Source organism: Pseudomonas sp. A25(2017), assembly GCF_002001065.1.
Classification (GTDB): domain Bacteria; phylum Pseudomonadota; class Gammaproteobacteria; order Pseudomonadales; family Pseudomonadaceae; genus Aquipseudomonas; species Aquipseudomonas kilonensis.
This window is the reverse complement of the sequence record NZ_MUOA01000060.1, coordinates 153,675-179,380: the sequence shown is the minus strand read 5'-3', so window position 1 is coordinate 179,380 and position 25,706 is coordinate 153,675. Positions and strand designations below refer to the sequence as shown.

Sequence of the window (25,706 nt, the reverse complement as noted above, 5' to 3'; positions counted from 1 at the left end):
GCTATTTGTACCGCGTCACTGCACGGCTAACGTAGCGCTACACCCAATTGTTCTGGAGTTCACCATGCAACCGCGTATCGATTTCTACACCGCTTCCCCTGACGCTTTCAAAGCCATGCTGGCCCTGGAAACCGCCGTCTCGAAGCTGGGCCTGGAGAAGTCCCTGCTGGAGCTGGTCAAGCTGCGCTCCTCGCAAATCAATGGCTGCGCTTTCTGCATCGACATGCACACCGCCGATGCCCGCAAGGACGGCGAGACCGAACGTCGGCTGTACGCCGTGACCGCTTGGCGCGAGGCACCGTTCTTCACCGGTCGTGAGCGCGCGGCACTGGCCTGGACCGAAGCCCTGACCCGCCTGAGCGACACCCACGCGCCGGACGCCGACTATGCCTTGCTGAGCGAGCATTTCAGCCCCAAGGAAATGGTCGACCTGACCGTGGCGATCAACGCCATCAACGGCTGGAACCGCTTGGCAGTGGGCTTTCGCAAGATGCCTGAAGCGTAGTCAGCAGAAAAATACCTGTGGGGGTGAGCCTGTGGGAGCACACCTGTGGGAGCAAAGCTTGCTCGCGATAGCGGTCCAATAGTCCATGCCCCATTGACTGACACACCGCCATCGCGAGCAAGCTTTGCTCCCACACGGATTTAATCGGTTTGCTTCACATTAATAGGAAGCATTACTATTCGCGCCTCGTTCCCACAGCGCGCCGTGATGACCCCAAAGCTGCCCCGCAGACCCGGCTTTTTCGAGCATTACGAAGAATTGATCGGCACCTGGACCCGTCGCCTGCGCAATCGCCAGCAGGCCGAGGACCTGGCCCACGACACTTTCGTGCGAGTGCTTGAGTCCGATTCGAGCGCGGTCGAGCAGCCGCGGGCCTACCTGCACCAGACGGCGCGCAACATTGCAGTGGATGGCTATCGGCGCGAAGATCGACGGGGGGCCATGGAAGAGGCTGTCATCGACCCTGGTCAGTCGTTTTCGGGCGACCCGGAGCACTTCATGCACGCGATCCAACTGGCGGACGCCATCGAGCAGGCGCTTGCCGAGCTGCCGGCCAACTGCCGCACGGTGTTCGTCTGGCAGAAGATCGAAGGCCTGACCCAGGCGGAAATCGCCGAGCGCCTGGGCCTGTCAAAGAACATGGTGGAAAAGTATATGATCCGCACCCTGCGGCATCTGCGCGATCGTTTGGACGGGCCTGGCCAATGATCCGTCGCCTTCTTTCACCTGAACCACAGGACCTTCCATGATGGATAGCCGTGAATGCCCGTGCGGGCAGGACAAGGTTCGCGACGCGGCGGCGCAATGGTTCGTGCGTTTGCAAGCGCACGCCATGAGTATCGAGGAGCGCCGGCGTTTCGAAGCCTGGCTGGACGAACATCCCAATCACCGCGACGAAGTCCAATTGCTGCAGGGCATCTGGAGCGCCACCGACCTGTTGCCCAAGGAACGCCTGCAAGCGCTGTGCGAACCGCCAGCCGAACGTCCCAAGCACCGACCGCTGTTGCGCTATACCGTCGCCGCGGGGCTGTTCGCGGTGGCACTGGGATTGGGGCTGTTCAGCGGTTTGAGTTCTTCCACCGACTACCGCGGCGAATACGCCACCGCCCTCGGTGAGCGTCGGCATATCGCCTTGCCGGACGGCTCGGTGATCGACCTCAACAGCCGCAGCCGCCTGCGTATTGAGTTCGCACACCATCAACGCCGGGTGGAACTGGCCGAAGGCGAGGCCTTGTTCACGGTCGAGCATGATGCCGGCCGGCCATTCACCGTCGATGCGGGCAACGGCCAGGTGACGGTGACCGGGACGCGCTTCGACGTGCGTCGCGATGCCGACCAGACCCGGGTGGTGGTGGAGCAGGGCAGCGTCAAGGTCCAGGGCCGCGCCGCGCCCTTGGCTCAATTCGTCAGCCTGACGGTGGGCCTCGGCACCCAGATCGATGCCCAGGGCAAAGTTGCCACACCTTACGCGGTCAACGCCGAGGCGCTCACCGCCTGGCGCAGCGGCAAACTGGTGTTCGACAACGCACCGCTCAAGGAAGTGGCTGAAGAAGTCTCCCGCTATCGCGCCCATCCCCTGCGGGTCGGCAGCGCGGCGGTGGGCAACCTGCGCCTGACCAGCGTGTTCCGCGCCGACGATCCCGAGGCACTGCTCAAGGCGCTGCCGAACATCCTGCCGGTGGCCGTGCGCAGCCTGGATGACGGCAGCCAGGAAATAATTGCGAAATAAATTCAGGTTTTTTCCGAGCTCATCGTCTTCTTGTCCAACTGCAACTGGTTTGCATTAACAGACGCGTATTCTTGCGATCAACAGGACAAGGTTCGACGTGAAAACCCTCGCCAAAAACAACAACCGGACCCCGGCACGCTGGCTGCCACTGGCGCTGACCCTGGCGCTCAGCGCCGCACTGCCCCAGGCGTTCGCCGACCAAGCCGCCACCGCTATTCACATCCAGGCGCAGCCGTTGGGCCAAGCCTTGAGCCAGCTCGGCCAGCAGACCGCGTTGCAGGTGTTCTTCAGCCCCGAGCTGGTGGCCGGCAAGCAAGCGCCAGCGGTGGACGGCAACCTGTCCCCGGAAGCGGCCTTGCGCCAATTGCTGCAGGGCAGCGGCCTGCAATACCAGATCGATGACGGTTCAGCGACCGTGTTGCCGGCGCCCTCGGCCTCCAACGCTGGCCCGCTGGAGCTGGGCGCCACTGAAATCCAGGTGGTTGGCGACTGGCTCGGCGATGCCAACGCCGAGGTGGTGCAGAACCACCCCGGCGCGCGTACGGTGATCCGTCGCGAAGCCATGGTGGAGCAAGGCGCGATGAACGTCGGCGACGTGCTGCGGCGCGTGCCAGGTGTGCAAGTGCAAGAGGCCAACGGCACCGGCGGCAGCGACATTTCCCTGAACGTCGGCGTGCGCGGCCTCACCTCGCGCTTGTCGCCACGCTCCACGGTGTTGATCGACGGCGTGCCGGCAGCGTTCGCGCCCTACGGCCAGCCGCAACTGTCCATGGCACCGATTTCCTCGGGCAACCTGGACAGCATCGACGTGGTGCGCGGTGCCGGGTCCGTACGCTATGGGCCGCAGAACGTCGGCGGGGTGATCAACTTCGTGACCCGCGCGATCCCGGAAAAAGCCACCGGTGAAATCGGCACCACCCTGGAAACTTCCCAGCGCGGCGGTTGGAAGCACATCGACACGGCGTTCCTTGGCGGCACCGCCGACAACGGCCTGGGCGTGGCGCTGCTGTATTCGGGTGTCAACGGCGACGGGTATCGCCGGAGCAACCAGGGCAACGACATCGACGACGTGATTCTCAAGACCCATTGGGCGCCGACCGATGTCGATGACTTCTCGCTGAATTTCCACTACTACGACGCCAAGGCCGACATGCCCGGTGGCCTGACCCAGGCCCAATATGACGCGGACCCTTACCAGTCCGACCGCGACTGGGACAACTTCAGCGGCCGGCGCAAGGACGTGTCGTTCAAGTGGATCCGTGAAATCAACGAGCGCACCCAAGCCGAGGTGCTGACTTATTACTCCGACAGCTACCGTGGCAGCACCATCGCTTCCCGGGACCAGCGCAACCTGGTGTCCTACCCGCGCACCTATTACACCTTCGGCATCGAGCCTCGGGTGTCTCACGTGTTCGACCTGGGCGCCACCACGCAGGAGGCCAGCGTCGGTTATCGCTACCTCAAGGAAGGCATGCACGAAGAGGCCAGCCGCCTGGCGTTGCGTAATAACGAGCCGGTGGTGCGTCCGGGTTCCGACGGTCACGTCTACCAGGATCGCACCGGTGGCACTGAAGCCCACGCGGTGTATATCGATGACAAGATCGATGTCGGCCAGTGGACCATCACCCCGGGTATCCGCTTCGAAAGCATCAGCACCGACTGGCACGACCGCCCGGTGCTCGATACCGCCGGCCGCCCGGTGCAGGAAAAACGCCGCAGCATCGACAGCAACGAACCGCTGCCGGCCCTGAGCGTGATGTATCACCTGTCCGATGCCTGGAAGTTGTTCGCCAACTACGAGACCTCGTTCGGTAGCCTGCAGTATTTCCAGCTCGGCCAGGGCGGCGACGGTAACAACACCGCCAACGGCCTGAGCCCGGAAAAGGCCAGGACCTATGAGATCGGCACGCGCTACAACGATGACGTGTGGGGCGGGGAAGTGACGCTGTTCTACATCGACTTCGACGACGAGTTGCAGTACATCAGCAATGACGTGGGCTGGACCAACATGGGCGCGACCAAGCATCAGGGGCTGGAGGCTTCGGTGCATTACGACATGGCCGCGCTCGACCCACGCCTCGAAGGCCTCACCGCCAACGCCGGTTTCACCTACACCCGGGCGACTTACGAAGGCCAGATCCCGAGCTTCAAGGGCCGTGACCTGCCGTTCTATTCCCGCCAGGTGGCCAACGTGGGACTGCGTTATGACGTCAACCGCTGGACCTACAACCTCGACGCCTTCGCCCAGTCCAAGCAGCGCTCACCGGGCAACAGCGTGAACGCCGATGGCAGCTTCAGCGGCGACTACATCACCGATGGCACCGCCGATGGGCAGTACGGCGACATGCCGGGCTACGTGCTCTGGAACGTGCGCGCCGGCTATGACTTCGGTGCGCAGCTGTCGAACCTGAAAGTCGGTGCCGGGGTGAAGAACCTGTTCGATCATCAGTACTACACCCGCTCGAGCGACAACAACTCAGGCATTTATGTCGGCGCACCGCGCACGTTCTTTGTGCAGGCGAGTGTGGGGTTCTGATCGGGTCAAGGGTTGAGTGAGCTTTACGCTGTGGGAGCAAAGCTTGCTCGCGATGCAGACGCCTCGGTCTCAAAAAGGACCGCGTCATCTTCATCGCGGGCAAGCCTTGCTCCCACAAGGTCTGTAGAGAACTCAGACCTTCAACACCTTCCCACTGGCCGCCACCGCCACCAGCGATAGCGCAATCAGCCCAAAGGCAATGCTCAAGCTGCTGCCATGGGCGACGAAGCCGATCAGCGCCGGGCCGGCAAGGATGCCGGCATAGCCGATGGTGGTGATGGCCGGTACGGCGATCGCTTCCGGCATCAGGGTCTGTTTGCCGACGGCGGTGTACAGCACCGGCACGATGTTCGAACACCCGGCGCCTACCAACGCATAACCCAGTAGTGCGGCTTGCCACATCGGTGCGAGGGTTGCCAACAGGAACCCGGCTGCCGCGATCGATCCGCCATAGATGATCACGCGTTTGGCCCCCAGGCGATGCACCACTGAATCGCCGGTCAGCCGGCCGACGGTCATGGTCAGCGCGAAGGCGGCATAACCCAGCCCGGCATAGGCGGTATCCACCGCGCGCTCGGTGGTCAGGAACACCGCGCTCCAGTCCAGCACCGCGCCCTCGGCCAGGAACACGATGAAACACAGGATGCCGATAAACAGCACCACGCCGTGGGGAATGGCGAACGCCGGTCCCGAGCTTTCACTGCCGTAGGGCAGCAGGTGCGGCGCAGCCTTGAACAACGCCACCAGCAGCACCCCATTGACCACCAGCGTCGCCCCCAGCGGCGAAAGCCCCAGGCCAAGCAGGGCGCTCACACCCGCCGCGCCAATGATCCCGCCGAGACTGAACATGCCGTGGAAACCCGACATCATGGTCTTGCCACTGGCCCGCTCGACGATCACCGCTTGCAGATTCACGGTCGAGTCCACGGTGCCGAGCCCGGCGCCAAACAGGAACAAGGCGGCCACCAGCCAGGGCAGGGAGGTCATTGTCGCCAGCAACGGCAACGCCAGGCAGATCAGAATCGTGCCGCCGCTGAGCACCCGTCGGCAGCCGAACCGCGCCGCCAGCGCACCGGAAATCGGCATCGCCAGGATCGACCCGACGCCAAGGCATAACAGCAGCAAGCCGAGGGTGCCTTCATCCAGGTTCGCCCGCGCCTTGGCATACGGCACCAGCGGCGCCCAGGCGGCGATGCCGATGCCGGCGATGAGGTAGGCGATGCGGGTGGACATCTGTTCCAGGCGTCCGGGGATAAAGGTGGGCGGGGGCGTAATGGCAGTCATGAAACGTCCTTGGCTGTCGTGCGGTGCGGTGCGGCGGGTAGGGGCCTATGCTTGCATATCCACTGACCGCACCGCGACCCCAAGGTGCTGGCTAAAGCGTGGGCTTTGCTCCCTCAGCCTTCGCCAGCATAAAGTACCGGCCCTAGCTGGCTGATTTCGGGTCTGGTCCATGACGCAGTTTTATGATGCACGCGGCAATATCTATGGCGTCGTTTCGCCGAAACAGGTGCGTGACTACGGCATTGATTTGCCGCCGTCAGCCGCCCTGGCTGCACAGCGGCGCGAGTCCTGGGCCTCGGCTGCCGTGCTTGCTTTCTGCAGTTGGGCGCCGGGCGAAGCAGCACCGGACGCCAAGGCCCATCGCAGTGACGGTCTGTTGATCGGCCCGTTCCAGAGCGAACCGCCCTTTGATCTGTTGATCGTCAACACCGACGGGACACTGGCCGAGCGCAGCGGCAATGGCCTGACGATTTTCTCCCAGGCGTTGCAAGCGCAGGGCTTGATGCCGGGCGCGGGTGATTGCGTGCTGCAGGTCCATCACGATAGACCCGACGGCTTGTCACCGCTGCAAACCTCGGTTCGCGCCGCTGAACTTGAAGGGAGCCAAGGTTTTTGGCTGGACTTGGGCAAACCGCTGTTCGGGCCCCAGGTTGTTGGCGCCCAGGAGGTCGAGAGCGTGCTGTTCAACCAGTGCGACGTTAGCCGTGTAGCGGCGCTTGAACGGTTGAACCCGGCATGGGGCAACAGCCAGTTCGTGAACATTGGCAATCCTCATTGCGTGACGCTGGTGGCCGGTGCCGAAGGGTTGCCGAGCAATTCGCAGATGCGTGCTACGGCGCTGTCGCAAAGCTTGACTCGCATCGCTTATGCGACGCCCGTTGGGGCCGGTATTCCGTGCCCGAGGGGGGTGAATCTGCAATGGGCCAGTCTGGAAGCCGAAGGGCGAATCGCGGCGCGGGTGTTTGAGCGGGGCGAGGGGCCCACCGCGTCCTCGGGCACCAGCGCCAGCGCGGTGGCCAGTGCTGCGTGGCGGGTAGGTTGGGTGAAGGCGGGGGCGGTGAGTGTGGTGATGCCGGGGGGGACTGCGCCGATTTTGCTGGAAGAGGAGGCGGGTGAGTTGCTGCGGGTCAGGTTGTTTGGGACGGCGCGGTCTGTGCCCTAGAGCTTTCTGGAAGTTTTGCGGTGTGGCCGATGCCGTCTTCGCGAGCAAGCCCGCTCCCACAGTGGATCGGTGTTGGACACAACATTCATGTCCACTGAGGATCCCCTTGTGGGAGCGGGCTTGCTCGCGAAGGCGGTAGCACATCCAACATCAATGCAACTGACCCGCCGCCATCGCGAGCAAGGGGTTGTGGAAATCAGCCTGGCTGCTGCGCAAACTCCACCACCGGCATCTGCCGTTTCATCAGCACTTCGCCGTTGCGAATCGAGTAGAGCGGCAAGCCCTGGCTGCGGATCACTTCGTAGTCACTGTCCGCCGACAGGATCAGCAGGTTCGCCGGGCGCCCGGGTTCCAGGCCGTAGCGCTCGCCCAGGGCCATGGCCTTGGCGCTGTTGTCGGTGACCAGGTCCAGGGCGCTTTGCAGGTTGCGGTAGCCGAGCATGTGGCAGATATGCAGCCCGGCTTCGAGGACCCGCAGGATATTGCCGTTGCCCAGCGGGTACCACGGGTCGACGATGGAGTCCTGGCCGAAGCACACGTTCATCCCGGCCTCGAGCAGTTCATTGACCCGGGTGACGCCGCGGCGTTTGGGGAAGTTATCGAAGCGCCCTTGCAGGTGAATGCTTTCGGTGGGGCAAGAGACAAAGCTGATGCCCGAGTGCCCGAGCAGGCGAAACAGCTTGGCGCAGTAGGCGTTGTCGTAGGAGCCCATGGCCGTGGTGTGGCTGGCCGTGACGCGCGCGCCCATGTCGCGGCTGCGGGCTTCTTCGGCGAGCACTTCGAGGAACCGTGAGTGCGGGTCATCGGTTTCGTCGCAATGCACATCCACCAGGCAGCCGGTGCGCTCGGCCAGGTCCATGAGGAACTTCACCGAGCTGACGCCCTGGTCGCGGGTGTACTCGAAGTGGGGAATGCCGCCCACCACGTCGGCGCCCATGCGGATGGCTTCTTCCATCAGCTCGCGGCCGTTGCGGTAGGACTCGATGCCTTCTTGGGGAAACGCGACGATTTGCATGTCGATCAGGTGACGGCTTTCCTCGCGCACTTGCAGCAGCGCCTTGAGCGCCGTGAGCTCGGGGTCGGTCACGTCGACGTGGGTGCGCACATGCTGGATGCCATGGGCGGCGAGGGTCTGGATGGTTTTCTTGGCGCGGGTCTTGGTGTCTTCTTCGGTGATGGTGGCCTTGCGTTCGCCCCAGCACTCGATGCCTTCGAACAGCGTGCCGCTCATGTTCCAGCGCGGTTCGCCGGCGGTGAGGGTGGCGTCCAGGTGGATGTGCGGTTCGACGAAGGGTGGGACCACCAGGTTACCGCCGGCATCGAGGTCTTCCGGGCCGAGGCTGGGGGCTTCGGTCTGGCGGGCGATGTTGGTGATCAGGCCGTTTTCCAGGTGCAGTTCATGCAAGCCTTCGCGGTTGCGCAGGCGGGCGTTGATGATGTGCATCGGGCGAATCCTTTAGAGGTCTTGTAGGGGCGCGTCAGCGGTGCGAGCACCCATTACGCCGATCAATAGCACATACGTTAGCGCGCCGGCAGCGATTCCTACCAGTGGCGCGACCCATGGTGAATTGAACGCCGCGACGGTGCCAACCCCATAGGCCAACAGCCCGGGCCAGTTGAACGCCGGCAGTTGCGCCTCGGCCAGGCGCGGGTAACGACCACGCCAGCGGAAGAAGAAATCGGCCATGATCACCCCGCCAATGGGTGGGATCACCGTGCCCAGCAGGATCAGGTACGGCACCAGCAGATCGTACATGCCCAGCAGCGCCAGCAGCGTGCCGATCACCGCGCCGCCCAGGGTCACGGTTTTGCGCCGGCGGGTGCGCAGCAGGTTGCAACCGGCCACGGCGAAATTGTAGATGGTGTTGTCCTGGGTGCTCCAGATGTTGAGCAGCAACATGGCCATCGCCGCCATGGCGAAGCCCTGCAGCAACAACACTTCGACCACGTCCGGTTGTTGATAGACGATGGCTCCGTAGGCGCCGATCAGCACCATCAGGCCGTTGCCGAGGAAGAAGCCGATCAGGCTCGCCAGCACCGCGACCTTCGCCGAGCGGGAGAACCGCGTCCAGTTGGTCGCCTGTGTCGCGCCGCTGACGAAGGTGCCGAACACCAGCGTGATGGCGGTGGACCAGTCGAGGCTGCCCGTCGGCACGATCGCCAGCAAGCCATCGAGACCGCCGACCTTCACCGTCGCGACCCACATCGACAACATCAGCAGCAGCATCATCGCCGGCACGGCGATGTAGGAGAGGATTTCCAAGCCGCGATAGCCGATGTAGGCCGTGGCGCAGAATCCCAGGCCGAACAGCACCATCAACCCCAGCACGGTGCCTTCGCTCAATTCGAAATATTTGCCCAGCACCACCGCGGCCGTCGCCGTGCCCCAGGCGTACCAGCCGATCTGGGTGAACCCGAGGATCAAGTCACTGAGCTTGCTGCCCACCTCGCCGAAACAGAAACGGCCCATGAGCACCGAATTGAGCCCGCTCTTGAAGGCGATGTAACCCAAGCCAGCGGCATACAGGCCCAGCAGCATATTCCCGATGATGATGACCGTGAGCATCTCGGCAAAACCGAACGCCACCCCCAGCTTGCCGCCGGCAAACATCGTGGCGGTGAAAAAGGTGAAACCCAGCAGCACCATGGCCGTGGAGGCCAGGCCTTTGCGAGCGTGCATCGGGACTTCGCTCAAGGGATAGTCATTGCCCGGGTCGTTCTGAGTCATGTGGCGGTCCTTGCGGATGAGGGATGTCGCAAGCGTGCAGCGGCCGTGCCAAGCGAGTGATCGCGAGGTTATTTATAGACAATCCTGGGGATTGGGTGGGCGCAGGGATCGAAAGCGGTGCGGCGGTGGTTCAAGTTGGAACACAGTTCTCACTGCCCTATGCGGTTTCCTTGTGGGAGCGGGCTTGCTCGCGAAGGCGGAGTGTCAGCCAATGTATTCATAACTGATACACCGCCTTCGCGAGCAAGCCCGCTCCCACAGGGGGATGCGGTTTCTTCAGGTGGAGGGAGGCAATGCCAGGAACCGCAACACCGCCGCGACGACGGCTTCCGGCGCATCTTCCTGGACCAGGTGCCCGGCGTTCGGAACGGGGTGAAATTGCGCCCCCGGGATCAGCTTATGCAGGGCCCGCCCGCGCTCGATGGGGATCCACTGGTCATCCTCGCCCCAGAGAATCTGCGTCGGGCAGCGCACGTTTGGATAAAGGTCCTGGACCTCGCGGGTGTAACGCTCGTCCATCTGCGCAATCTGCCGGTAGAACGCCGCCTGGCCCGGTTCGCCAAGCCACGGCTGCACGTAGGGCGCCAGTTCGGCGTCCGGGATGTCCCGTTTGATCGCGCCGCGGATATAGGTTGGCACGATGGCTCGCTGGATGTAGTCGGGCAGGCCGCTGAAGGCGGCTTCATGCTGGCGTACATGCTGCACAAAGGATGAACCCCAGGGCGACAGCGCCACGGGGTCGATCAGGGTCAGGCTGCGGTAGTCCTTGCCATTGAGCAGGTGCGTGCGCAGGGCCGTGGCGCCGCCAAAGTCATGGGCCACCACGTCCGGGCAGTCCAGGCGCCAATGCTCCAGCAGTTGCGCGAGTAGCTGGTTTTGCACGCCCAGGGACACATCGGCATCGGGTTGCGCGGACTGGCCATACCCCAGCAGGTCGAAGTAATGCACTGTGTGGGTGGCGAAGAACAGCGGGGCGATGCGGTGCCACACGTAGGAAGAGAAGGGTGTGCCATGGACAAACACCAGCGGCGGGCCATCGCCGTGGATGGCGTAGCGGATGGAGTGTCCGTTGAAGTCGTATGTTTGATCCAGCGGCCAGTGGGTCATGCTCGATACTCCCCTGAAAATGGCTCAGGGGACCAAGCATAGGCCAATGCTGACGGGGTAGGGTAACCCCAATGGTGGTGCTAGATTTTGTGGGAGCAAGGCTTGCCCGCGATGCAGGCGCCTCGGTTCCAGAGAGACTGTGTCAACTTCATCGCGAGCAAGCTTTGCTCCCACAGGCAAACCCCACAGGTGGGACCCTACAGGCGGATCCCACAGGTTTTACTCGCCGTGGTAGATGCAACCGCTGGTGCAGGTCTCGTGGATGCGGATGGCGCTGAGTTCCGGCAGCAACGGCTTCAATTCATTCCAGATCCACTTGGCCAACACTTCGCTGGTGGGGTTTTCCAGGCCAGGAATGTCGTTGAGGTAGTTGTGGTCCAGGCGCTCGTAGAGCGGCTTGAAGATCGCCTTGATCTCCGAGAAGTCGCGAATCCAGCCGGTGTGCGGATCGATATCGCCGCTCAGGTGGATCGCCACCTTGAACGAGTGGCCGTGAAGGCGGCCGCACTTGTGGCCGTCTGGCACGTGGGGCAGGCGGTGGGCGGATTCGAAGGTAAACTCTTTGAAAATTTCCACAGGTTCGGGCTCTTTAGATAGCGGTCGCGAGGCAGGCGGCGCAGTTTATCAGTTTGATAACGGCGGTGCGCGACCGTGCTGACTAAAGGGTCAGCAAACGCTCGCCCAAGCCGCCGTTGGCCGTCAGCTCCAGGAACTCATCACCGAGCCGGCGGCTCTCGTCCATCGCCGTGCGCCAATACTGGCGGCGGCTCGGGTCATCGCCCATGAAACGCTTGAAGTCGTTGCGGTCCGGCAGTTTGCCGTAGGGCAGGCGCGCCAGGTATTCGCGGGACGGTGCCAGCAGCAACACGTCCTGCAGGCGGTCGACGTTGCCTCGGCGCCACGGCAGGCCCTTGTCGAACCAGCCGGGAATGACCCGGTCGGTGAAGTGCGGATAGAGTACGATGTCCTCGCCGCTGTAGGGCAGGTCGAGGTGATAGTCCAGCAAGCCGCCGTCGCGGTAGGTGCCAGCCCCGGCGCCCGGCAGGTCGCGCACGCCTTCCATGACCATCGGGATCGAGCCCGAGGCCAGCAGGGCCTGGCGCAGGTTGCCGGCCGCCAAGGGAACGAAGCGCGACGGAAAGTCATTCAACGGATGCAGGGGCGGGGCCAGGCGCGGGTCATGGATGATCAACCGTTCGAAATGCCGCGACAGCCGTGCGCGGCCTCGCAGGTTGTCCGCGATCACCGACGACAATCCCAGCCCCAGCCGGCCGCGATGATCCTGGGCCAGCAGGCCGTGGCTCTTGACCACCATGATGTTGAGCCGGTATCGCGGGTTATCGAGGATCGAAGCGTCGCGGCCGTCGAGCAAGTCTTCGAGCATGCGTTGCGAGCTCTGGCTGACCCCGGCCATGGTCACGCCTTTGGCGAAGCTTTGTTCGTTGTACAAACTGCCCAGGCGCCGGATGCCCTCGGCGGCGTCCGGCAGGCAGGCGCTGGCGAAGCGCCAGGCACCCACCGAGGCCCCGATCAGCGAGCGTTCCCGGGGCGCGGCGGGCAGCCACTCGCCGAACAGCGCCAGGTCCAGCCCCTGGATGCCCAAGGCCTTGGGGCCACCGGCGGCGCCCGGCAGGATGCCGACGTCGGCGGCGTTCAAGCCGGCTTGGCGAATCCTTTCGAATGCACGCGGGCCGGCCTTGAGGGTGAGGGCGGGAAACTTGATGTGGATGGCGGTCATACCGGCCTCGAATACGGCTAAGCGGCTGATTATAGCGACACAAAACCCTGTGGGAGCGAGCTTGCTCGCGATGGCGTCAGTTCTGTCACATCGATATCAACGGATAGACCGCTATCGCGAGCAAGCTCGCTCCCACATTGATGTAGCTTCCATGATGGCCATTCAGTTTCAGTTAAGTTCACCCCGATACAGTCCCCCCCCGATGAAGATTATAAAAAGGAGATAACCCATGAACCGCCTGACTGCCTTTATCATCGCGACCCTCATGGCGCTCGGTACGAGCCTGGCTCATGCACGAGACCTGAACGCGGACGAAGCCCGCAAACTGCAAGACGCTGGTACCATCCTGTCCTTCGAAAAACTCAACGCCGCCGCCCTGGCCGAGCACCCTGGTGCCACCTTGACCGATACCGAGCTGGACGAAGAGTACGGCAAGTACATTTACCAGGTGGATCTGCGCGATACGAAGGGCATTGAGTGGGATCTGGAATTGGACGCCACCAACGGCAAGGTGCTCAAGAATCATCAGGATACGTAATGAAGCTTAATCTACGCGCCCATAGTCGATGGACGCTGGCGCTGCTGGCGTTTTGTTCGCTGGCCGTGGCCCGGGACCTGGATCAGGACGAGGCCCTGCAACTGCGCCAGCAGGGTGTGATCTTGCCGCTGGAGCAACTGCTGCAACAGGCGCTGGACCTGCACCCCGGCGCCAAACTGCTGGAAGCCGAGCTGGAGGAGAAACACGGCGTCTATATTTATGAGGTCGAGCTGCTGGACACCGACGGCGTCGTGCGCGAATTGGACCTGGAGGCCGCGACCGGCCGCCTACTCAAAGATAAGGAAGACTGATGCGCCTGCTTCTGGTGGAAGATCACGTGCCCCTGGCCGACGAACTGATGGCCGGGCTTGCGCGCCAAGGTTACGCCGTCGACTGGCTCGCCGACGGTCGCGACGCGGTGTATCAGGGCAGCAGTGAACCCTACGACCTGATCATCCTCGATCTCGGCCTGCCGGGTGTGCCGGGGCTCGAGGTGCTGGCCCAATGGCGTGCCGGTGGCCTGAGCACGCCGGTGCTGATCCTTACCGCACGCGGGTCTTGGGCCGAGCGCATCGAAGGCCTCAAGGCCGGGGCCGACGATTACCTGACCAAGCCTTTTCATCCTGAAGAGCTGCAGTTGCGGATCCAGGCGTTGCTGCGCCGCTCCCACGGCCAGGTCAACCAGCCGACGCTGAAATCGGCCGGGTTGCACCTGGATGAAGGGCGGCAATGCGTGGTTCGCGACGGCACCGACATCCAGCTCACGGCGGCTGAATTTCGCCTGTTGCGCTATTTCATGCTGCATCCCGAGCAGATCCTCTCCAAAAGTCATCTCGCCGAACACCTGTACGACGGTGAAACCGAGCGCGATTCCAACGTGCTGGAAGTCCACGTCAATCACCTGCGGCGCAAGCTGGGCCGCAGCGTGATCGAAACCCGTCGCGGCCAGGGTTACCTGTTCGGCGGGCAGGCGCAGTGAGATCCATCCAGCGGCGCCTGAGCCTGGGCCTGATCGGTGTGATGGTGGTGGTCGGCCTGATCCTGGCACAGACCAGTCTGTGGCTGTTCGAGCTGGGCTTGCAGCGTTACCTGGAAGCCGGGCTGCGTAACGACAGCGAGAACCTGCTGGTGGCCCTGGTGCGCGGTCCACAGGGCTTGCAACTGGATGAGCGACGGCTGTCTCCGGCCTATCAGCGACCGTTTTCCGGGCATTATTTCCGCATCGATTTTGCCGACGTGCACTGGCGCTCCCGTTCCCTGTGGGACCAGGAATTGCCCCGGCTCGACCACCCGGGCCTGCACAGCAACCTGCAACTGGGGCCCGAAGGTCAGAAGCTGCTGGTGCTGCGTACCGACTATCGGCGGTTGGGCCAGGCGATTTCCATCAGCGTGGCCCAGGACTACACGCCGGTGCGCGACAGCTTTCGCCGAATGCAGCAGATCGGCCTCGGGCTGGGGGTGGCGGGGCTGCTGCTGATTCTGTTGCTGCAACGCATCACCGTGCGCCGTGCCTTGCGTCCGCTGGACCGGGCGCGGGAGCAGATTGCCCAGTTGCAGCGCGGGCAACGTTCGCAACTCGACGAACAGGTGCCACGGGAACTGGAACCGCTGGTGACGCAAATCAACCATCTGCTGGCCCACACCGAAGACAGCCTCAAGCGTTCACGCAACGCCCTGGGCAACCTTGGCCATGCCTTGAAAACCCCCCTGGCGGTGCTGCAAAGCCTGGCGTCGAACGAGAAGCTCGCCCCGTATCCCGAGCTGCGCAAACTGTTGCTCGATCAACTGGAGCAGGTCCGCCAGCGCCTGAACCGCGAACTCAACCGCGCCCGCTTGTCCGGCGATGCCTTGCCTGGCGCGCACCTGGACTGCGACGCCGAGCTGCCGGGGCTGCTGGCCACGCTGAACATGATCCACGGCGAACACCTGCACCTGAGCTACGTCGCCCCGCCAGGCCTGCACCTGCCGTGGGACCGTGAAGACCTGCTGGAACTGTTGGGCAACCTGTTGGACAACGCCTGCAAATGGGCCGACGCCGAGGTCCGCCTGACCATGACCGAGACGGCCGAAGGGTTCAGCCTGGTCGTGGAGGACGACGGCCCGGGCATCCCCAAGGATCGCCGCGACCAGGTGTTCAGCCGCGGCACGCGACTGGATGAACAGACCGATGGACACGGCCTGGGCCTGGGCATCGTGCGGGACATCGTCGACACCTGGGGTGGCCTGCTGGCGTTGGACGACAGTGAGTGGGGTGGGTTGAAGGTGGTGATCGAACTGCCCAAACGCTGAAATCTATTTCATGGCACCCCTCTCTGTAGGGCGAGCCTCTGTGGGTGGGGCGGGCCTGTGGGAGCAAAGCTTGCTCGCGATAGCATTTTTAAAGCCGGCACAGATGTTGTAGGTGACGATGTCATCGCGAGCAAGCTTTGCTCCCACAGGCTCGCTCCCACAGGGGGAGTGATGGCTGCAAATATTACGAGACTTGAAAACCCGCCCCACGGCCCTTGCAGCTTGCCGCCGCTTGCTGCAAAGTCGCGACCTTTTTGTCCGGTGGCTTTCCATCGCTGTGCTTTGAGGTAATGATGATAAATGCAGTAATTGCCGCGGTTGGCGTCATGCTGGTGCTCAGCCTGGCCCGCGTGCATGTGGTGATCGCGCTGATTATCGGCGCGTTGGTGGGTGGCCTCACGGGCGGCCTGGGGATCGAAGCGACGCTCAAGGCGTTCAACGCCGGCCTGGGTGGCGGTGCGACGGTGGCGTTGTCCTACGCCTTGCTCGGTGCCTTTGCCGTGGCGATTGCCAAGTCTGGCATGGCCCACGCGCTGGCGGATAAAGCCCTGGCCCTGGTGGATCGCCAGGATGCCGCGGGTGGTTCGGGCGTCAAGTGGGTGCTGATCGGTTTGCTGGGGACGGTCGCGGTCGCTTCCCAGAACATTCTGCCGATCCACATCGCCTTCATTCCGTTGCTGGTGCCGCCGCTTCTGTATGTGCTGACCAAGTTGCAGTTGGATCGCCGGTTGATCGCCTGCGTCATGACCTTCGGCCTGATCACGCCCTACATGTTCCTGCCAGTGGGTTTCGGCAATATCTTCCTCAACGAAATCCTCCTGGCCAACATCGCCCGCAGCGGTGTGGACGTCAGCGGCATCAACGTCACCCACGCCATGGGCATTCCGGCGTTGGGCATGGTGTTTGGTCTGCTGTTGTCGTTGTTCTCCTACCGCAAGAAGCGCGTCTACGACCTGAAGAAAATTGCCCGGGTCGAGCAAGTGGCCGTGCGCTACAACCCGCTGAGCCTGATGGTGGCCGGGTTTGCGGTGGCGGCGGCGTTCGCGGTGCAACTGCTGGTGGACTCGATGATCATCGGCGCTCTGGTCGGGTTCCTGATTTTCTCGCTGTCGGGGGTGGTGCGCTGGCGCGAGACTGACGACCTGTTCACCGAAGGCATGAAGATGATGGCGATGATCGGCTTCATCATGATCGCTGCCTCAGGGTTCGCCGAAGTGATGAAGGCCACCGGTGAAGTCCAGAGCCTGGTGGAGTCTTCGGCGGCCTGGATTGGCCACAACAAGGGCATTGGCGCGCTGATGATGTTGCTGGTGGGGCTGCTGGTGACCATGGGCATCGGCTCGTCGTTTTCCACGGTGCCGATCCTGGCGACGATTTTCGTGCCGCTGTGCCTGCAACTGGGCTTCAGCCCGCTGGCGATCGTCTGCATAGTCGGCACCGCCGGCGCCTTGGGCGATGCCGGTTCACCTGCCTCGGACTCGACCCTGGGCCCGACCTCCGGCCTGAACATCGACGGCCAGCACCATCACATCTGGGACACCGTGGTCCCGACCTTCATCCACTACAACCTGCCGCTGCTGGCGTTTGGTTGGGTGGCGGCGATGGTGTTGTAGTTCAGGACCGCGTCGCCTTCATCGCGAGCAGGCTCGCTCCCACAGGGGATCGGTGTGAACACAAGTGTTGTGGACACCACCGAACCCCTGTGGGAGCGAGCCTGCTCGCGAAGGGGCCCCAAATTCAACCCTTCTTTGAAGCCCTGTTCACCTTGCCCTACAGTTTTGCCGTGCGGTGCCGTTAATACAGCTAACCACGCCAATAACACCTACAAGAGTGAACAGCATGCGCCTGAGCCTGAAGGCTAAAGTCCTGTCCCTTGCGATACTGCCGGTATTGCTGTCCGCCGTGATCATCAGCCTGACCACGGCTTTCATCTTGAAGGAGCAAGCGAGTAAAGAGGTCCAGCAGACCCGTGAACGCTTGCTCAGCGAGGCCAAGGCCACGCTGCAGAACTATGTGGCGGTGGGCCTGACCGCCATCAAGCCGCTCTACGATGCCGCCGCGCCTGGCGATAACGAAGCGCGCGCCCAGGCGATCAAGCTGTTGTCGAATATCAGCTACGGCAAGGACGGCTATTTCTTCGGCTACGACTCCGAGACCATTCGTCTGTTCAAGGCCAACAGTCCCGATGGCGTGGGCAAGAGTTTCAAGGACAACCGCGACCCGAACGGGGTCTACGTCAACCGCGACCTGGTGAAAGTCGCCAAGGACGGGACTCACTACCTCGAATACAGCTCGCCACTGCCCAACAGCAAAGACCTGGTGCCCAAGCTCGGCTACACCGAATACTTGTCCAAGTGGGACCTGGCAGTCGGCAGTTCGGTCAACCTGGACGGCATCGAAGGCCAGGTGGCGTTGGTGGAAGCCAAGGTTCATGAGCGTCTGCAAGGCGTGATCTTGAGCATCGTCGGGATCGCCGCGGTGGTGTTGCTGGTGATCGCGGTGGTGGGCCTGGTGCTCGCCAACACGATCCTGCGTCCCTTGAACCTGATGAAGGACAACCTCGATGACATCGCCGCGGGTGAGGGCGACCTGACCCGTCGCCTGGCCATCACCAGCCAGGACGAGCTTGGCCAGTTGGCCGGTTCATTCAACCGCTTCGTCGACAAGATCCACGGCCTGGTGCGGCAGATCACCGACATGACCTCGCAACTGACCGGCCTGGTGACGCAAGTTTCCGAGCAGGCCCAGCGCTCCGAGCAGGCCATGGAGCGCCAGCGCCACGAAACCGATCAGGTCGCCACGGCGATCAACGAGATGTCCTCGGCGGCCCAGGAAGTCGCCCGCAGCGCCCAGGGCGCCGCCGTCGCGGCCCAGCAGACCGACGAGGAAGGGCAATCGGCCAAGCGCGTGGTGGCCGGCAGCATCCAGCAGATTCATGCGTTGGTGAACGATATTCGCAGCAGTGGTGTGTCCCTGGACAGCCTGCAGCAGGACGTGGCTTCGATTGTCAGTGTGCTCGGGGTGATTCGTTCGATTGCCGAGCAGACCAACCTGCTGGCCCTCAACGCCGCTATCGAGGCTGCGCGTGCTGGCGAGGCAGGGCGTGGGTTTGCGGTGGTGGCCGATGAAGTGCGGGCCCTGGCCAGCCGGACCCAGCAGAGCACCCAGGAAATCCAGGGCATGATCGACCGCCTGCAATCAGGCACCCACGCGGCGGTGGAGGCGATGCGCCGTTCCAGTGAGGCCGGTGACGGCACCTCGGAACGGGCCAATGAGGCGGGAGCCTCCCTGGACACCATGGCGCAACTGATCGGCACCATCAACTCGATGAACGCCCAGATCGCCAGCGCTGCCGAAGAACAGACCGCAGTGGCCGAGGAAATCAACCGCAGCGTGCATCAGATCGCCGTAGCCGTGGACAGCGTCGCCGACGAAACCCAACTCGGCGCCCAGACCTCCCGCAGCCTGGCCGACCTGGGCCAGCGCCTGGGCAAGCTGGTGGGGCAGTTCCGGATCTGATCCCACCGCGGCAGGAGCTGCCGAAGGCTGCGATCTTTCGCTCTCGATCCAGATGTTTTTACCTGGGCAACCGGGTCTTATCGAGAAAGAAGGATCGCAGCCTTCGGCAGTTTCTGCCGGGAGCTAAAGATTTTTGGCATGCTGTATCTTGTGTCCACCACAAGTCCCCTGTGGGAGCGGGCTTGCTCGCGAATGCAGTGTGTCAGCCAATATATTCACTTCTGACACACCGCCTTCGCGAGCAAGCCCGCTCCCACATTTGTTCGGTGGCGACTATGGCTCGCGCACATCGCGCATCAACAACCCAAACCGCAGATCCACCGCATCCGGGATTGGCACGTACACCACGTGCCCATCCCCCGGTGCCACCTCGATGCCCTGGCCTTTGGCGTTCTGCAAGTGATGCAGGTCGAAGTGGAAGTTGCCCTTGGGGGTCATCAGTTCCATGTGATCGCCAAGGCCAAAGCGGTTCTTCACCTTTACTTCGGCCAGGCGTTCGCGCCGTTCGCCGGTCAGTTCGCCGACGAACTGCTGGCGCTCTGATACCGAACTGCCGTTCTGGTAGTTCTGATACTCATCATGCACGTGGCGCCTTAGAAAACCTTCGGTGTAGCCGCGCTGGGCCAGGGACTCCAGGTCGGTCATCAGGCCACGATCAAATTCCCGGCCGGCCACCGCGTCATCGATGGCCTGGCGATACACCTGGGTGGTGCGCGCGCAATAGAAGTGCGACTTGGTCCGGCCTTCGATTTTCAAGGAGTGCACGCCCATGCGCGCCAGACGCTCGACGTGCTGCACGGCGCGCAGGTCCTTGGCATTCATGATGTAGGTGCCGTGCTCGTCCTCGAAGGCCGGCATGGATTCTTCCGGGCGGTTGGCTTCCTGGAGCAAAAACACCTGGCTGGTGGGCGCGCCGAGGCCCAGGGTCGGTTCGGGCTGATAGGTCTGCACAATGTCGCCCACGGCGTTTTCCACCGCCGGCTGCGCCGAGTACTTCCAGCGGCAGGCATTGGTGCAACTGCCCTGGTTGGCGTCGCGCTTGTTCAAATAGCCGGACAACAGGCAGCGCCCGGAATAGGCCATGCACAGCGCGCCGTGGACGAACACTTCCAGCTCCATGGCCGGCACCTGCTCGCGGATCTCGGCGATTTCTTCCAGGGACAGTTCCCGGGACAGGATGATCCGGCTCAAGCCCTGCTGCTGCCAGAACTCGACGCTCGCCCAGTTCACCGTGTTGGCCTGCACCGACAGGTGAATCGGCATCTGGGGGAAATGCCGGCGCACCAGCATGATCAGCCCCGGGTCGGACATGATCAGCGCGTCCGGCGCCATGGCGATCACCGGCTCGAGGTCCTTGAGGAAGGTGCGCAGCTTGGCGTTGTGCGGGGCAATGTTCACCACCACGTAGAAGCGCTTGCCCATGGCCTGGGCCTCGGCAATGCCCAAGGCCAGGTTCGCATGGTCGAACTCGTTGTTGCGCACCCGCAGGCTGTAGCGCGGCTGGCCGGCATACACCGCATCGGCGCCGTAGGCGAAGGCATAGCGCATGTTTTTCAGGGTGCCGGCGGGCGCCAGCAGTTCGGGGGCGGCGAGGGTCATGATGGCGTCGGATCGCAAAAGGCGGCGAGGGTAGCCCATGGTCGGCCAGGCCTCATTGATCTGAATCAATGCACGGCGCAAACGCGAAGGCACTCCGGCGAGTCCTGGCTGACTAATGTTTATCCCGCCTTTGGACATGGAAAGCTGATGAATCGAAAGATGCTGCAAAACAAAGCCCAGATGTTGCTCCTGGTGCTGGTCACCATCGCGTTCATCTGGATTCTGCTGCCGTTCTACGGCGCGGTGTTCTGGGCGGTGATCCTGGGCATCGTCTTTGCACCGATGCAGCGCCGCCTGCAGTTGAAGTTTGGCTGGCACCGCAACGTCACCTCGCTGGTCACGTTGAGCATCTGCGTGGTCAGTGCGATTTTACCGGTGATCATCATCAGCACCTTGCTGGTCCAGGAAGGTGCTGCGTTGTACAAGAGCCTGGAAAGCGGCGAACTGGACATTGCCGATTACCTGGCCCGCTTCAAGGATGCCTTGCCACTGTACTTCCAGAATCTGCTCGACCGCTTTGGCCTGGGCAACCTGAATGGATTGCGCGACACGATCGTCAAGAGCGCGATGCAGGGCAGTGAGTTTTTCGCCACCCAGGCCTTCAGTTTCGGCCAGGGTACCTTCCAGTTCCTGGTCAGCTTCTTCGTGATGATCTATCTGCTGTTCTTCTTTCTGCGCGACGGCGCCGAGCTGGTGCGCAAAGTACGCACGGCCATTCCCTTGGCGGAACACCAAAAGCGTCGGTTGCAGTTGAAGTTCAATCGGGTGGTGCGCGCCACGGTAAAAGGCAACCTGCTGGTCGCCATCAGCCAAGGTGCGCTGGGCGGGTTGATCTTCTGGATCCTGGGAATTCCGACGGTGTTGCCCTGGGCGGTGCTGATGGCGTTCCTGTCGTTGCTGCCAGCGGTGGGGGCGGGCCTCGTCTGGGCACCGGTGGCGGTGTATTTCCTGCTCTCGGGGGCGATCTGGCAAGGCGTGGTGCTGACGCTGTTCGGGGTGTTCGTGATCGGCCTGGTGGATAATTTCCTGCGGCCGATCCTGGTCGGCAAGGACACCAAGATGCCCGACTACATGGTGCTGGTCTCGACACTGGGCGGGCTGGCGGTATTCGGGCTGAACGGTTTCGTGATCGGGCCGCTGATCGCCGCGCTGTTCATGTCATGTTGGGCCTTGTTTGTCGAAAGCACACCGCGGGTGCAGCTGCCTTAGGCGCTCAGCAGATAGGGGCCGATACGTTGCGACAGGGCCTGGGCGGCGGGCAATGAAGTCAGCGGGCCGCTGATGGTCACGCCGTCCTGCACCAGATACCAGCAGGCCAGCAACCCGAGCTCCCGGAGTGGGGCGGGGACGGCGCTGCCAATGACAGACATGATTTGAACCTTGGGCATGGGACACCTCCATCAATCGATGGGGTTACCTTACGACTCAGTGGGGGTAACGAAAAATCAACCGGCTCAATAGTAGGAATCGATGTCGCTCAATCGACGACCAGATCGAGCATGTGCACCACTTCCTGTTCACTGAGCAGGCCCTTGCGCACCAGGTTTTCCGCCAGCAGGGAAAGGAACTTGGCGTTGCGGTGGCCTTCCAGTTGCTTGAGTTCGGTCAGCACGTTGTACACCTTGCTGGAGGTGCACAGGCCGACGATGCGATGGGGATTTTGCGTGGGCATACCTTCGTCCTTGTTTTTATGAAGCTGTTGTTGGCGGACAGAGCCAGTTTGCGGCCCGGTCATGACGCTGACGTGACAGCTTGGGTTGTTGGAAAAAAGAAAGCAGGATCCGGACCATAATGCCTTTTTGGCGCCGGATTATTGTTCCGGCAGCGACCTCGGGCAGGCTTATACGGCCATCCAACGGTTTAGTTACCCACAAAAGAAGGCATGCGTTTGAGCGTCGAGCTTCATGTGTTGCCCTATTTTTTGCTCAGCACATTGGCCAGCCGCCCCATGGCCGCTTCGATTTCATGGGCGGTCAAGGACGAGTACCCCAATAGCCAGCCTTGTTTCTTTTCTTCGCCGGCGTACAGCCGGCTGAGGCCGGGCAGCTGCACCCCCGCGCTGGCCGCTTGGCGGAGGGTCTTCTCTTCCGACCAACCATCGCTCAGCAGGCAGGGAATCTGTAGCCCACCTTGGGGACGCAAGGCCGTAACGATTCCGTCCAGGTGCCTGCCAATGGCATCGAGCAGGGTGGTACGGCGTCCGGCGTAGAGTTTGCGCATGGCCCGGACATGAGCGTTGTAGTGACCGTCTTCCATGAAGCGTGCCAGGGTCAACTGGAGGATCTGCGGTGTGTGGCCGTCCATGATGCTGCGCGCGTAGGTGAAGGCTTTGACCAGCTCGAAAGGCAGCACCATGTAACCCATCCGCAACCCCGGATAGAGCGTTTTGCTGAAGGTGCCGAGGTAGATCGTGCGCTGGTATTTGTCCAGGCCTTGCACGCATGCGGTCGGCAGCCCGTCGTAGTGGAACTCGCTGTCGTAGTCGTCCTCGATGATCCACTTGCCATGTTCGGTCGCCCAGTTGATCAGTTCGAGTCGGCGTTCCAACGGTAAGGTTGCCCCGGTGGGGTATTGATGCGAAGGCGTCACATAGACGCAAGGGGCGCCGCTGCGGTCTGCCCGCAGCAGGTCCGTGCGTATGCCCAGTGCATCGACGTCAATGGGCACGACCTTGGTCTCTGCCGTTTCAAAGGCCTTCCTGGCACCGTAGTAGCCCGGGTTTTCCAGCAGGATCGGTTTGCCGGCATCCACGAGCAACTGCGCGCACAGAAATAGCGATTGGCGAGTGCTGCTCAACACCAGGATCTGCTCGGGGGAGCATTTGGCCCCGCGTTCGAGGTTCAAGTAGGTGGCGATCGCCTTGCGCAGAGGCTCGGCGCCTTGTGGGTCGCCGTGCAGCAGGATGTTACCCCGGTAGTCCTTCATGACCTGGCGTTGCAGGCGTTCCCACAGATCGGTGGGGAAGGTGCGGGTTTCCGGCAGCCCTGTGGCGAAGGCCTTGATGACCTGTTGATCGGCCACGCCACCACTGTCGAAAATCATCCGGCCGCGCTGGCTCAAGCCCGATCCTGGCGTCGCCTCGCTGCGCTGGGTGTCTTGCGATTTCATGCGCCGACGCGCAGCCCCGCGCAATTGGGTGCCAACCGTCTCGGATACATAACTGCCCGAGCCCTCGCGCCGCACGATGAAGCCATCCCGGTGCAATTGCACATAGGCGTTCTCCACCGTGTCACGGGCAACGCCCAGCGTCTTGGCCAGGACCCTGGTTGCCGGCAGCTTCAGGCCAGCGTCAAGGGCGCCATCGAGGATCAGTGCGCGCAGGGCGCGCTGAATCCGCTGATGCAGATCCAGCATCTGAAATTCGGCATCGTTGAGTCGCATCTTCAGTGTTTCGAGCTCGAAGGTTTTTGCCATACGGTCTGCTCTATACGAAAAAACTGGCCTGATTTGGCAGGCCAGTTTATCCGTAGACTTTGTCCGTCGCTATTACCCGCGAAGGAGCCGCCAACTGATGCAAGTCTCTATTGAAGAGGTCACCTATTACTGGCCTACGGCTGATGCCCGGCCGGGCAGTCACGACCAGTCCGAGCCGAAAGAGCCGCTCGGGGCCGACTGATGCCGTCGCTGATCGTCAGGCAGTGAGGCCGTCTCATTTTCCCAATCCACAGGACCCTATCATCATGTACGACTCATCCCTGACCCTTGCAGCATTCGACGCCGAGTTATGCGAGGCGATTCACAACGAAGAGCGCCGCCAGGAAGACCACGTCGAGCTGATCGCTTCCGAGAACTACGCCAGCCCATTGGTGATGGCGATTCAGAACTCGGTATTCACCAACAAGTACGCCGAAGGTTACCCGGGCAAGCGCTACTACAGCGGTTGCGAGTATGTCGATGTGGCTGAGCGCCTGGCCATCGAGCGGGTCAAGGCGCTGTTCGATTGCGATTACGCCAACGTCCAGCCTCATGCTGGTGCCCAGGCCAACGCCGCCGTGTTCCTGGCGCTGCTCAATCCTGGCGACACCGTGATGGGCATGAACCTGGCCCAGGGTGGTCACCTGACCCACGGCAACCCCTCCAATTTCTCCGGCCGCCACTACAAGATCGTTCCCTACGGTCTCGACCCGCAGACGGGGTTGATCGACTATGACGAGATGGAGCGCATCGCCCTTCAAGCCCGACCGAAGATGTTGATCGGTGGTTTTTCCGCTTACTCGCGTTACAAGGACTGGGCGCGGATGCGGGCCATTGCCGACAAGGTCGGGGCGATTTTCTGGGTCGACATGGCCCACGTCGCCGGTCTGGTGGCGGCGGGCGAGTATCCGAACCCGTTGCCCCACGCCCATGTGGTCACCAGTACGACCCACAAGACCCTGCGTGGCCCACGGGGCGGGGTGATCCTGTCCAAGGGGCAGGACGATACGTTTTACAAGAAGCTCGACTCGGCGGTATTTCCTGGTGTCCAGGGCGGTCCGTTGATGCACCAGATCGCCGCCAAGGCCGTTGCCTTCAAGGAAGCGCTGGCGCCCGGGTTCAAGACCTATCAGCAGCAGATCGTCATCAATGCCCGGGCCATGGCTGCCGTGCTGCAGCAGCGTGGTTACAGGATTGTCTCCGGGGGGACCGATAACCACATGATGTTGATCGACCTGTCCGACAAGCCTTACACCGGCAAGGACGCCGATGCCGCCCTGAGTAATGCCTACATCACGGCCAACAAAAACTCGGTGCCCAACGATCCTCGTTCGCCGTTCGTAACCTCAGGGCTGCGCATCGGCACGCCGGCCGTGACCACTCGCGGGTTTGGAGTGCCAGAGTGCGAGCAACTGGCAGGTTGGCTGTGTGACGTGCTGGACGCGCTGGAATCCGGCGGCAGCGAGCAGGTTGCGCATCATGTGCGCGAGCAGGTGGTGGCGCTGTGTCGTCGCCATCCTGTATATCGGCAGCGCTAAAACGAAAAAACCCGCCTGGA

23 protein-coding genes and 1 pseudogene are annotated in these 25,706 nt (G+C 62.6%); 14 read left to right on the top strand and 10 right to left on the bottom strand.

Going from position 1 to position 25,706, the window contains the following annotated elements; all coding sequences use genetic code 11:
- Positions 1-64: 64 nt before the first annotated feature.
- The 4 genes from B0E42_RS13620 to B0E42_RS13605 all read left to right on the top strand — a co-directional run bounded on the left by B0E42_RS13620 (position 65) and on the right by B0E42_RS13605 (position 4,770).
- Positions 65-505, top strand: coding sequence for a carboxymuconolactone decarboxylase family protein (locus B0E42_RS13620; protein ID WP_003203930.1), 441 nt, complete (start codon positions 65-67; stop codon positions 503-505).
- 207 nt (positions 506-712) lie between these two features.
- Positions 713-1,213, top strand: coding sequence for a sigma-70 family RNA polymerase sigma factor (locus B0E42_RS13615; RefSeq protein ID WP_018602875.1), 501 nt, complete (start codon positions 713-715; stop codon positions 1,211-1,213).
- Between the two features lie 37 nt (positions 1,214-1,250).
- On the top strand, positions 1,251-2,234 hold the full coding sequence (locus B0E42_RS13610) for a FecR family protein (RefSeq protein WP_077506630.1): 984 nt from the start codon (positions 1,251-1,253) through the stop codon (positions 2,232-2,234).
- A gap of 97 nt (positions 2,235-2,331) precedes the next feature.
- Entirely contained in the window at positions 2,332-4,770 is a 2,439-nt protein-coding gene (locus B0E42_RS13605; RefSeq protein ID WP_077506629.1) for a TonB-dependent receptor, read from the top strand.
- A 132-nt stretch (positions 4,771-4,902) separates the two neighbouring features.
- Here B0E42_RS13605 and B0E42_RS13600 read toward each other — a convergent pair whose 3' ends face one another.
- Positions 4,903-6,054, bottom strand: coding sequence for an MFS transporter (locus tag B0E42_RS13600; protein WP_018602881.1), 1,152 nt, complete (start codon positions 6,052-6,054; stop codon positions 4,903-4,905).
- A 169-nt stretch (positions 6,055-6,223) separates the two neighbouring features.
- Between B0E42_RS13600 and B0E42_RS13595 the strand changes: the two genes are divergently transcribed.
- Entirely contained in the window at positions 6,224-7,216 is a 993-nt protein-coding gene (locus B0E42_RS13595) for a diaminopimelate epimerase (protein ID WP_077506628.1), read from the top strand.
- A 196-nt stretch (positions 7,217-7,412) separates the two neighbouring features.
- Here B0E42_RS13595 and codA read toward each other — a convergent pair whose 3' ends face one another.
- The 5 genes from codA to B0E42_RS13570 all read right to left on the bottom strand — a co-directional run bounded on the left by codA (position 7,413) and on the right by B0E42_RS13570 (position 12,789).
- The gene (gene codA, locus B0E42_RS13590; protein ID WP_077506627.1) at positions 7,413-8,660 is read right to left on the bottom strand and encodes a cytosine deaminase; all 1,248 of its coding nucleotides are present in this window, start codon (positions 8,658-8,660) and stop codon (positions 7,413-7,415) included.
- Positions 8,661-8,672: 12 nt separating this feature from the next.
- On the bottom strand, positions 8,673-9,944 hold the full coding sequence (gene codB, locus B0E42_RS13585; RefSeq protein WP_077506626.1) for a cytosine permease: 1,272 nt from the start codon (positions 9,942-9,944) through the stop codon (positions 8,673-8,675).
- 276 nt (positions 9,945-10,220) lie between these two features.
- Positions 10,221-11,051: an alpha/beta fold hydrolase gene (locus tag B0E42_RS13580; protein ID WP_077506625.1), complete on the bottom strand. Its 831-nt coding sequence runs from the start codon at positions 11,049-11,051 to the stop codon at positions 10,221-10,223.
- A gap of 219 nt (positions 11,052-11,270) precedes the next feature.
- The gene (queD, locus tag B0E42_RS13575; protein ID WP_003203918.1) at positions 11,271-11,627 is read right to left on the bottom strand and encodes a 6-carboxytetrahydropterin synthase QueD; all 357 of its coding nucleotides are present in this window, start codon (positions 11,625-11,627) and stop codon (positions 11,271-11,273) included.
- Positions 11,628-11,709: 82 nt separating this feature from the next.
- Positions 11,710-12,789 carry a hypothetical protein gene (locus B0E42_RS13570; RefSeq protein ID WP_024619822.1) on the bottom strand — a complete coding sequence of 360 codons (1,080 nt, stop codon included), beginning with the start codon at positions 12,787-12,789 and terminating at the stop codon, positions 11,710-11,712.
- Positions 12,790-13,018: 229 nt separating this feature from the next.
- Between B0E42_RS13570 and B0E42_RS13565 the strand changes: the two genes are divergently transcribed.
- The 7 genes and pseudogenes from B0E42_RS13565 (at position 13,019) to B0E42_RS31750 (ending at position 19,135) form a co-directional block, all read left to right on the top strand.
- Positions 13,019-13,327 carry a PepSY domain-containing protein gene (locus B0E42_RS13565; protein ID WP_024619823.1) on the top strand — a complete coding sequence of 103 codons (309 nt, stop codon included), beginning with the start codon at positions 13,019-13,021 and terminating at the stop codon, positions 13,325-13,327.
- Positions 13,327-13,638 (top strand): PepSY domain-containing protein, encoded by a 312-nt coding sequence (locus tag B0E42_RS13560; protein WP_053180689.1) that lies wholly within the window; start codon positions 13,327-13,329, stop codon positions 13,636-13,638. Before B0E42_RS13565 ends, B0E42_RS13560 begins: the two co-directional genes overlap by 1 nt.
- Positions 13,638-14,306, top strand: a complete 669-nt coding sequence (locus tag B0E42_RS13555) for a response regulator transcription factor (RefSeq protein WP_014337435.1) — start codon at positions 13,638-13,640, stop codon at positions 14,304-14,306. Before B0E42_RS13560 ends, B0E42_RS13555 begins: the two co-directional genes overlap by 1 nt.
- Entirely contained in the window at positions 14,303-15,616 is a 1,314-nt protein-coding gene (locus B0E42_RS13550; RefSeq protein ID WP_053180687.1) for a sensor histidine kinase, read from the top strand. The genes B0E42_RS13555 and B0E42_RS13550 overlap by 4 nt, the downstream gene beginning before the upstream one ends.
- Positions 15,617-15,912: 296 nt before the next feature.
- Positions 15,913-17,229: a Na+/H+ antiporter family protein gene (locus B0E42_RS13545; protein ID WP_162493999.1), complete on the top strand. Its 1,317-nt coding sequence runs from the start codon at positions 15,913-15,915 to the stop codon at positions 17,227-17,229.
- 226 nt (positions 17,230-17,455) lie between these two features.
- Positions 17,456-18,229: pseudogene (locus B0E42_RS31755) on the top strand (cache domain-containing protein); the annotation flags it as partial.
- 84 nt (positions 18,230-18,313) lie between these two features.
- A complete protein-coding gene (locus B0E42_RS31750) occupies positions 18,314-19,135 on the top strand; it encodes a methyl-accepting chemotaxis protein (protein ID WP_371914218.1) in 822 nt (273 codons plus the stop codon).
- Between the two features lie 273 nt (positions 19,136-19,408).
- Here B0E42_RS31750 and yegQ read toward each other — a convergent pair whose 3' ends face one another.
- Positions 19,409-20,734, bottom strand: a complete 1,326-nt coding sequence (gene yegQ, locus B0E42_RS13535; RefSeq protein WP_077506647.1) for a tRNA 5-hydroxyuridine modification protein YegQ — start codon at positions 20,732-20,734, stop codon at positions 19,409-19,411.
- Between the two features lie 147 nt (positions 20,735-20,881).
- Here yegQ and B0E42_RS13530 point away from each other — a divergent pair, with 147 nt between their 5' ends.
- A complete protein-coding gene (locus tag B0E42_RS13530; RefSeq protein ID WP_046063463.1) occupies positions 20,882-21,943 on the top strand; it encodes an AI-2E family transporter in 1,062 nt (353 codons plus the stop codon).
- Here B0E42_RS13530 and B0E42_RS13525 read toward each other — a convergent pair.
- From B0E42_RS13525 to B0E42_RS13515, 3 genes are all read right to left on the bottom strand, one after another.
- Positions 21,940-22,122 (bottom strand): hypothetical protein, encoded by a 183-nt coding sequence (locus tag B0E42_RS13525; protein WP_003203898.1) that lies wholly within the window; start codon positions 22,120-22,122, stop codon positions 21,940-21,942. The two genes, B0E42_RS13530 and B0E42_RS13525, sit on opposite strands and share 4 nt — an antisense overlap.
- Before the next feature lie 89 nt (positions 22,123-22,211).
- The gene (locus B0E42_RS13520; RefSeq protein ID WP_014337442.1) at positions 22,212-22,406 is read right to left on the bottom strand and encodes a hypothetical protein; all 195 of its coding nucleotides are present in this window, start codon (positions 22,404-22,406) and stop codon (positions 22,212-22,214) included.
- Positions 22,407-22,648: 242 nt separating this feature from the next.
- The gene (locus tag B0E42_RS13515) at positions 22,649-24,148 is read right to left on the bottom strand and encodes a PLP-dependent aminotransferase family protein (protein ID WP_077506624.1); all 1,500 of its coding nucleotides are present in this window, start codon (positions 24,146-24,148) and stop codon (positions 22,649-22,651) included.
- Positions 24,149-24,414: 266 nt separating this feature from the next.
- Between B0E42_RS13515 and glyA the strand changes: the two genes are divergently transcribed.
- Positions 24,415-25,686: a serine hydroxymethyltransferase gene (gene glyA, locus B0E42_RS13510; protein ID WP_053180679.1), complete on the top strand. Its 1,272-nt coding sequence runs from the start codon at positions 24,415-24,417 to the stop codon at positions 25,684-25,686.
- Positions 25,687-25,706: the final 20 nt, after the last annotated feature.

Excerpts from the sequence above, each read along its gene's own strand:
- B0E42_RS13620 (WP_003203930.1), top strand. The coding sequence starts at position 65 with ATGCAACCGCGTATCGATTTCTACACCGCTTCCCCTGACGCTTTCAAA.
- B0E42_RS13615 (WP_018602875.1), top strand. The coding sequence starts at position 713 with ATGACCCCAAAGCTGCCCCGCAGACCCGGCTTTTTCGAGCATTACGAA.
- B0E42_RS13610 (WP_077506630.1), top strand. The coding sequence starts at position 1,251 with ATGATGGATAGCCGTGAATGCCCGTGCGGGCAGGACAAGGTTCGCGAC.
- B0E42_RS13600 (WP_018602881.1), bottom strand. The coding sequence starts at position 6,054 with ATGACTGCCATTACGCCCCCGCCCACCTTTATCCCCGGACGCCTGGAA.
- B0E42_RS13595 (WP_077506628.1), top strand. The coding sequence starts at position 6,224 with ATGACGCAGTTTTATGATGCACGCGGCAATATCTATGGCGTCGTTTCG.
- codA (WP_077506627.1), bottom strand. The coding sequence starts at position 8,660 with ATGCACATCATCAACGCCCGCCTGCGCAACCGCGAAGGCTTGCATGAA.
- codB (WP_077506626.1), bottom strand. The coding sequence starts at position 9,944 with ATGACTCAGAACGACCCGGGCAATGACTATCCCTTGAGCGAAGTCCCG.
- B0E42_RS13580 (WP_077506625.1), bottom strand. The coding sequence starts at position 11,051 with ATGACCCACTGGCCGCTGGATCAAACATACGACTTCAACGGACACTCC.
- B0E42_RS13570 (WP_024619822.1), bottom strand. The coding sequence starts at position 12,789 with ATGACCGCCATCCACATCAAGTTTCCCGCCCTCACCCTCAAGGCCGGC.
- B0E42_RS13565 (WP_024619823.1), top strand. The coding sequence starts at position 13,019 with ATGAACCGCCTGACTGCCTTTATCATCGCGACCCTCATGGCGCTCGGT.
- B0E42_RS13560 (WP_053180689.1), top strand. The coding sequence starts at position 13,327 with ATGAAGCTTAATCTACGCGCCCATAGTCGATGGACGCTGGCGCTGCTG.
- B0E42_RS13555 (WP_014337435.1), top strand. The coding sequence starts at position 13,638 with ATGCGCCTGCTTCTGGTGGAAGATCACGTGCCCCTGGCCGACGAACTG.
- B0E42_RS31750 (WP_371914218.1), top strand. The coding sequence starts at position 18,314 with ATGACCTCGCAACTGACCGGCCTGGTGACGCAAGTTTCCGAGCAGGCC.
- yegQ (WP_077506647.1), bottom strand. The coding sequence starts at position 20,734 with ATGACCCTCGCCGCCCCCGAACTGCTGGCGCCCGCCGGCACCCTGAAA.
- B0E42_RS13530 (WP_046063463.1), top strand. The coding sequence starts at position 20,882 with ATGAATCGAAAGATGCTGCAAAACAAAGCCCAGATGTTGCTCCTGGTG.
- B0E42_RS13525 (WP_003203898.1), bottom strand. The coding sequence starts at position 22,122 with ATGCCCAAGGTTCAAATCATGTCTGTCATTGGCAGCGCCGTCCCCGCC.
- B0E42_RS13520 (WP_014337442.1), bottom strand. The coding sequence starts at position 22,406 with ATGCCCACGCAAAATCCCCATCGCATCGTCGGCCTGTGCACCTCCAGC.
- B0E42_RS13515 (WP_077506624.1), bottom strand. The coding sequence starts at position 24,148 with ATGGCAAAAACCTTCGAGCTCGAAACACTGAAGATGCGACTCAACGAT.
- glyA (WP_053180679.1), top strand. The coding sequence starts at position 24,415 with ATGTACGACTCATCCCTGACCCTTGCAGCATTCGACGCCGAGTTATGC.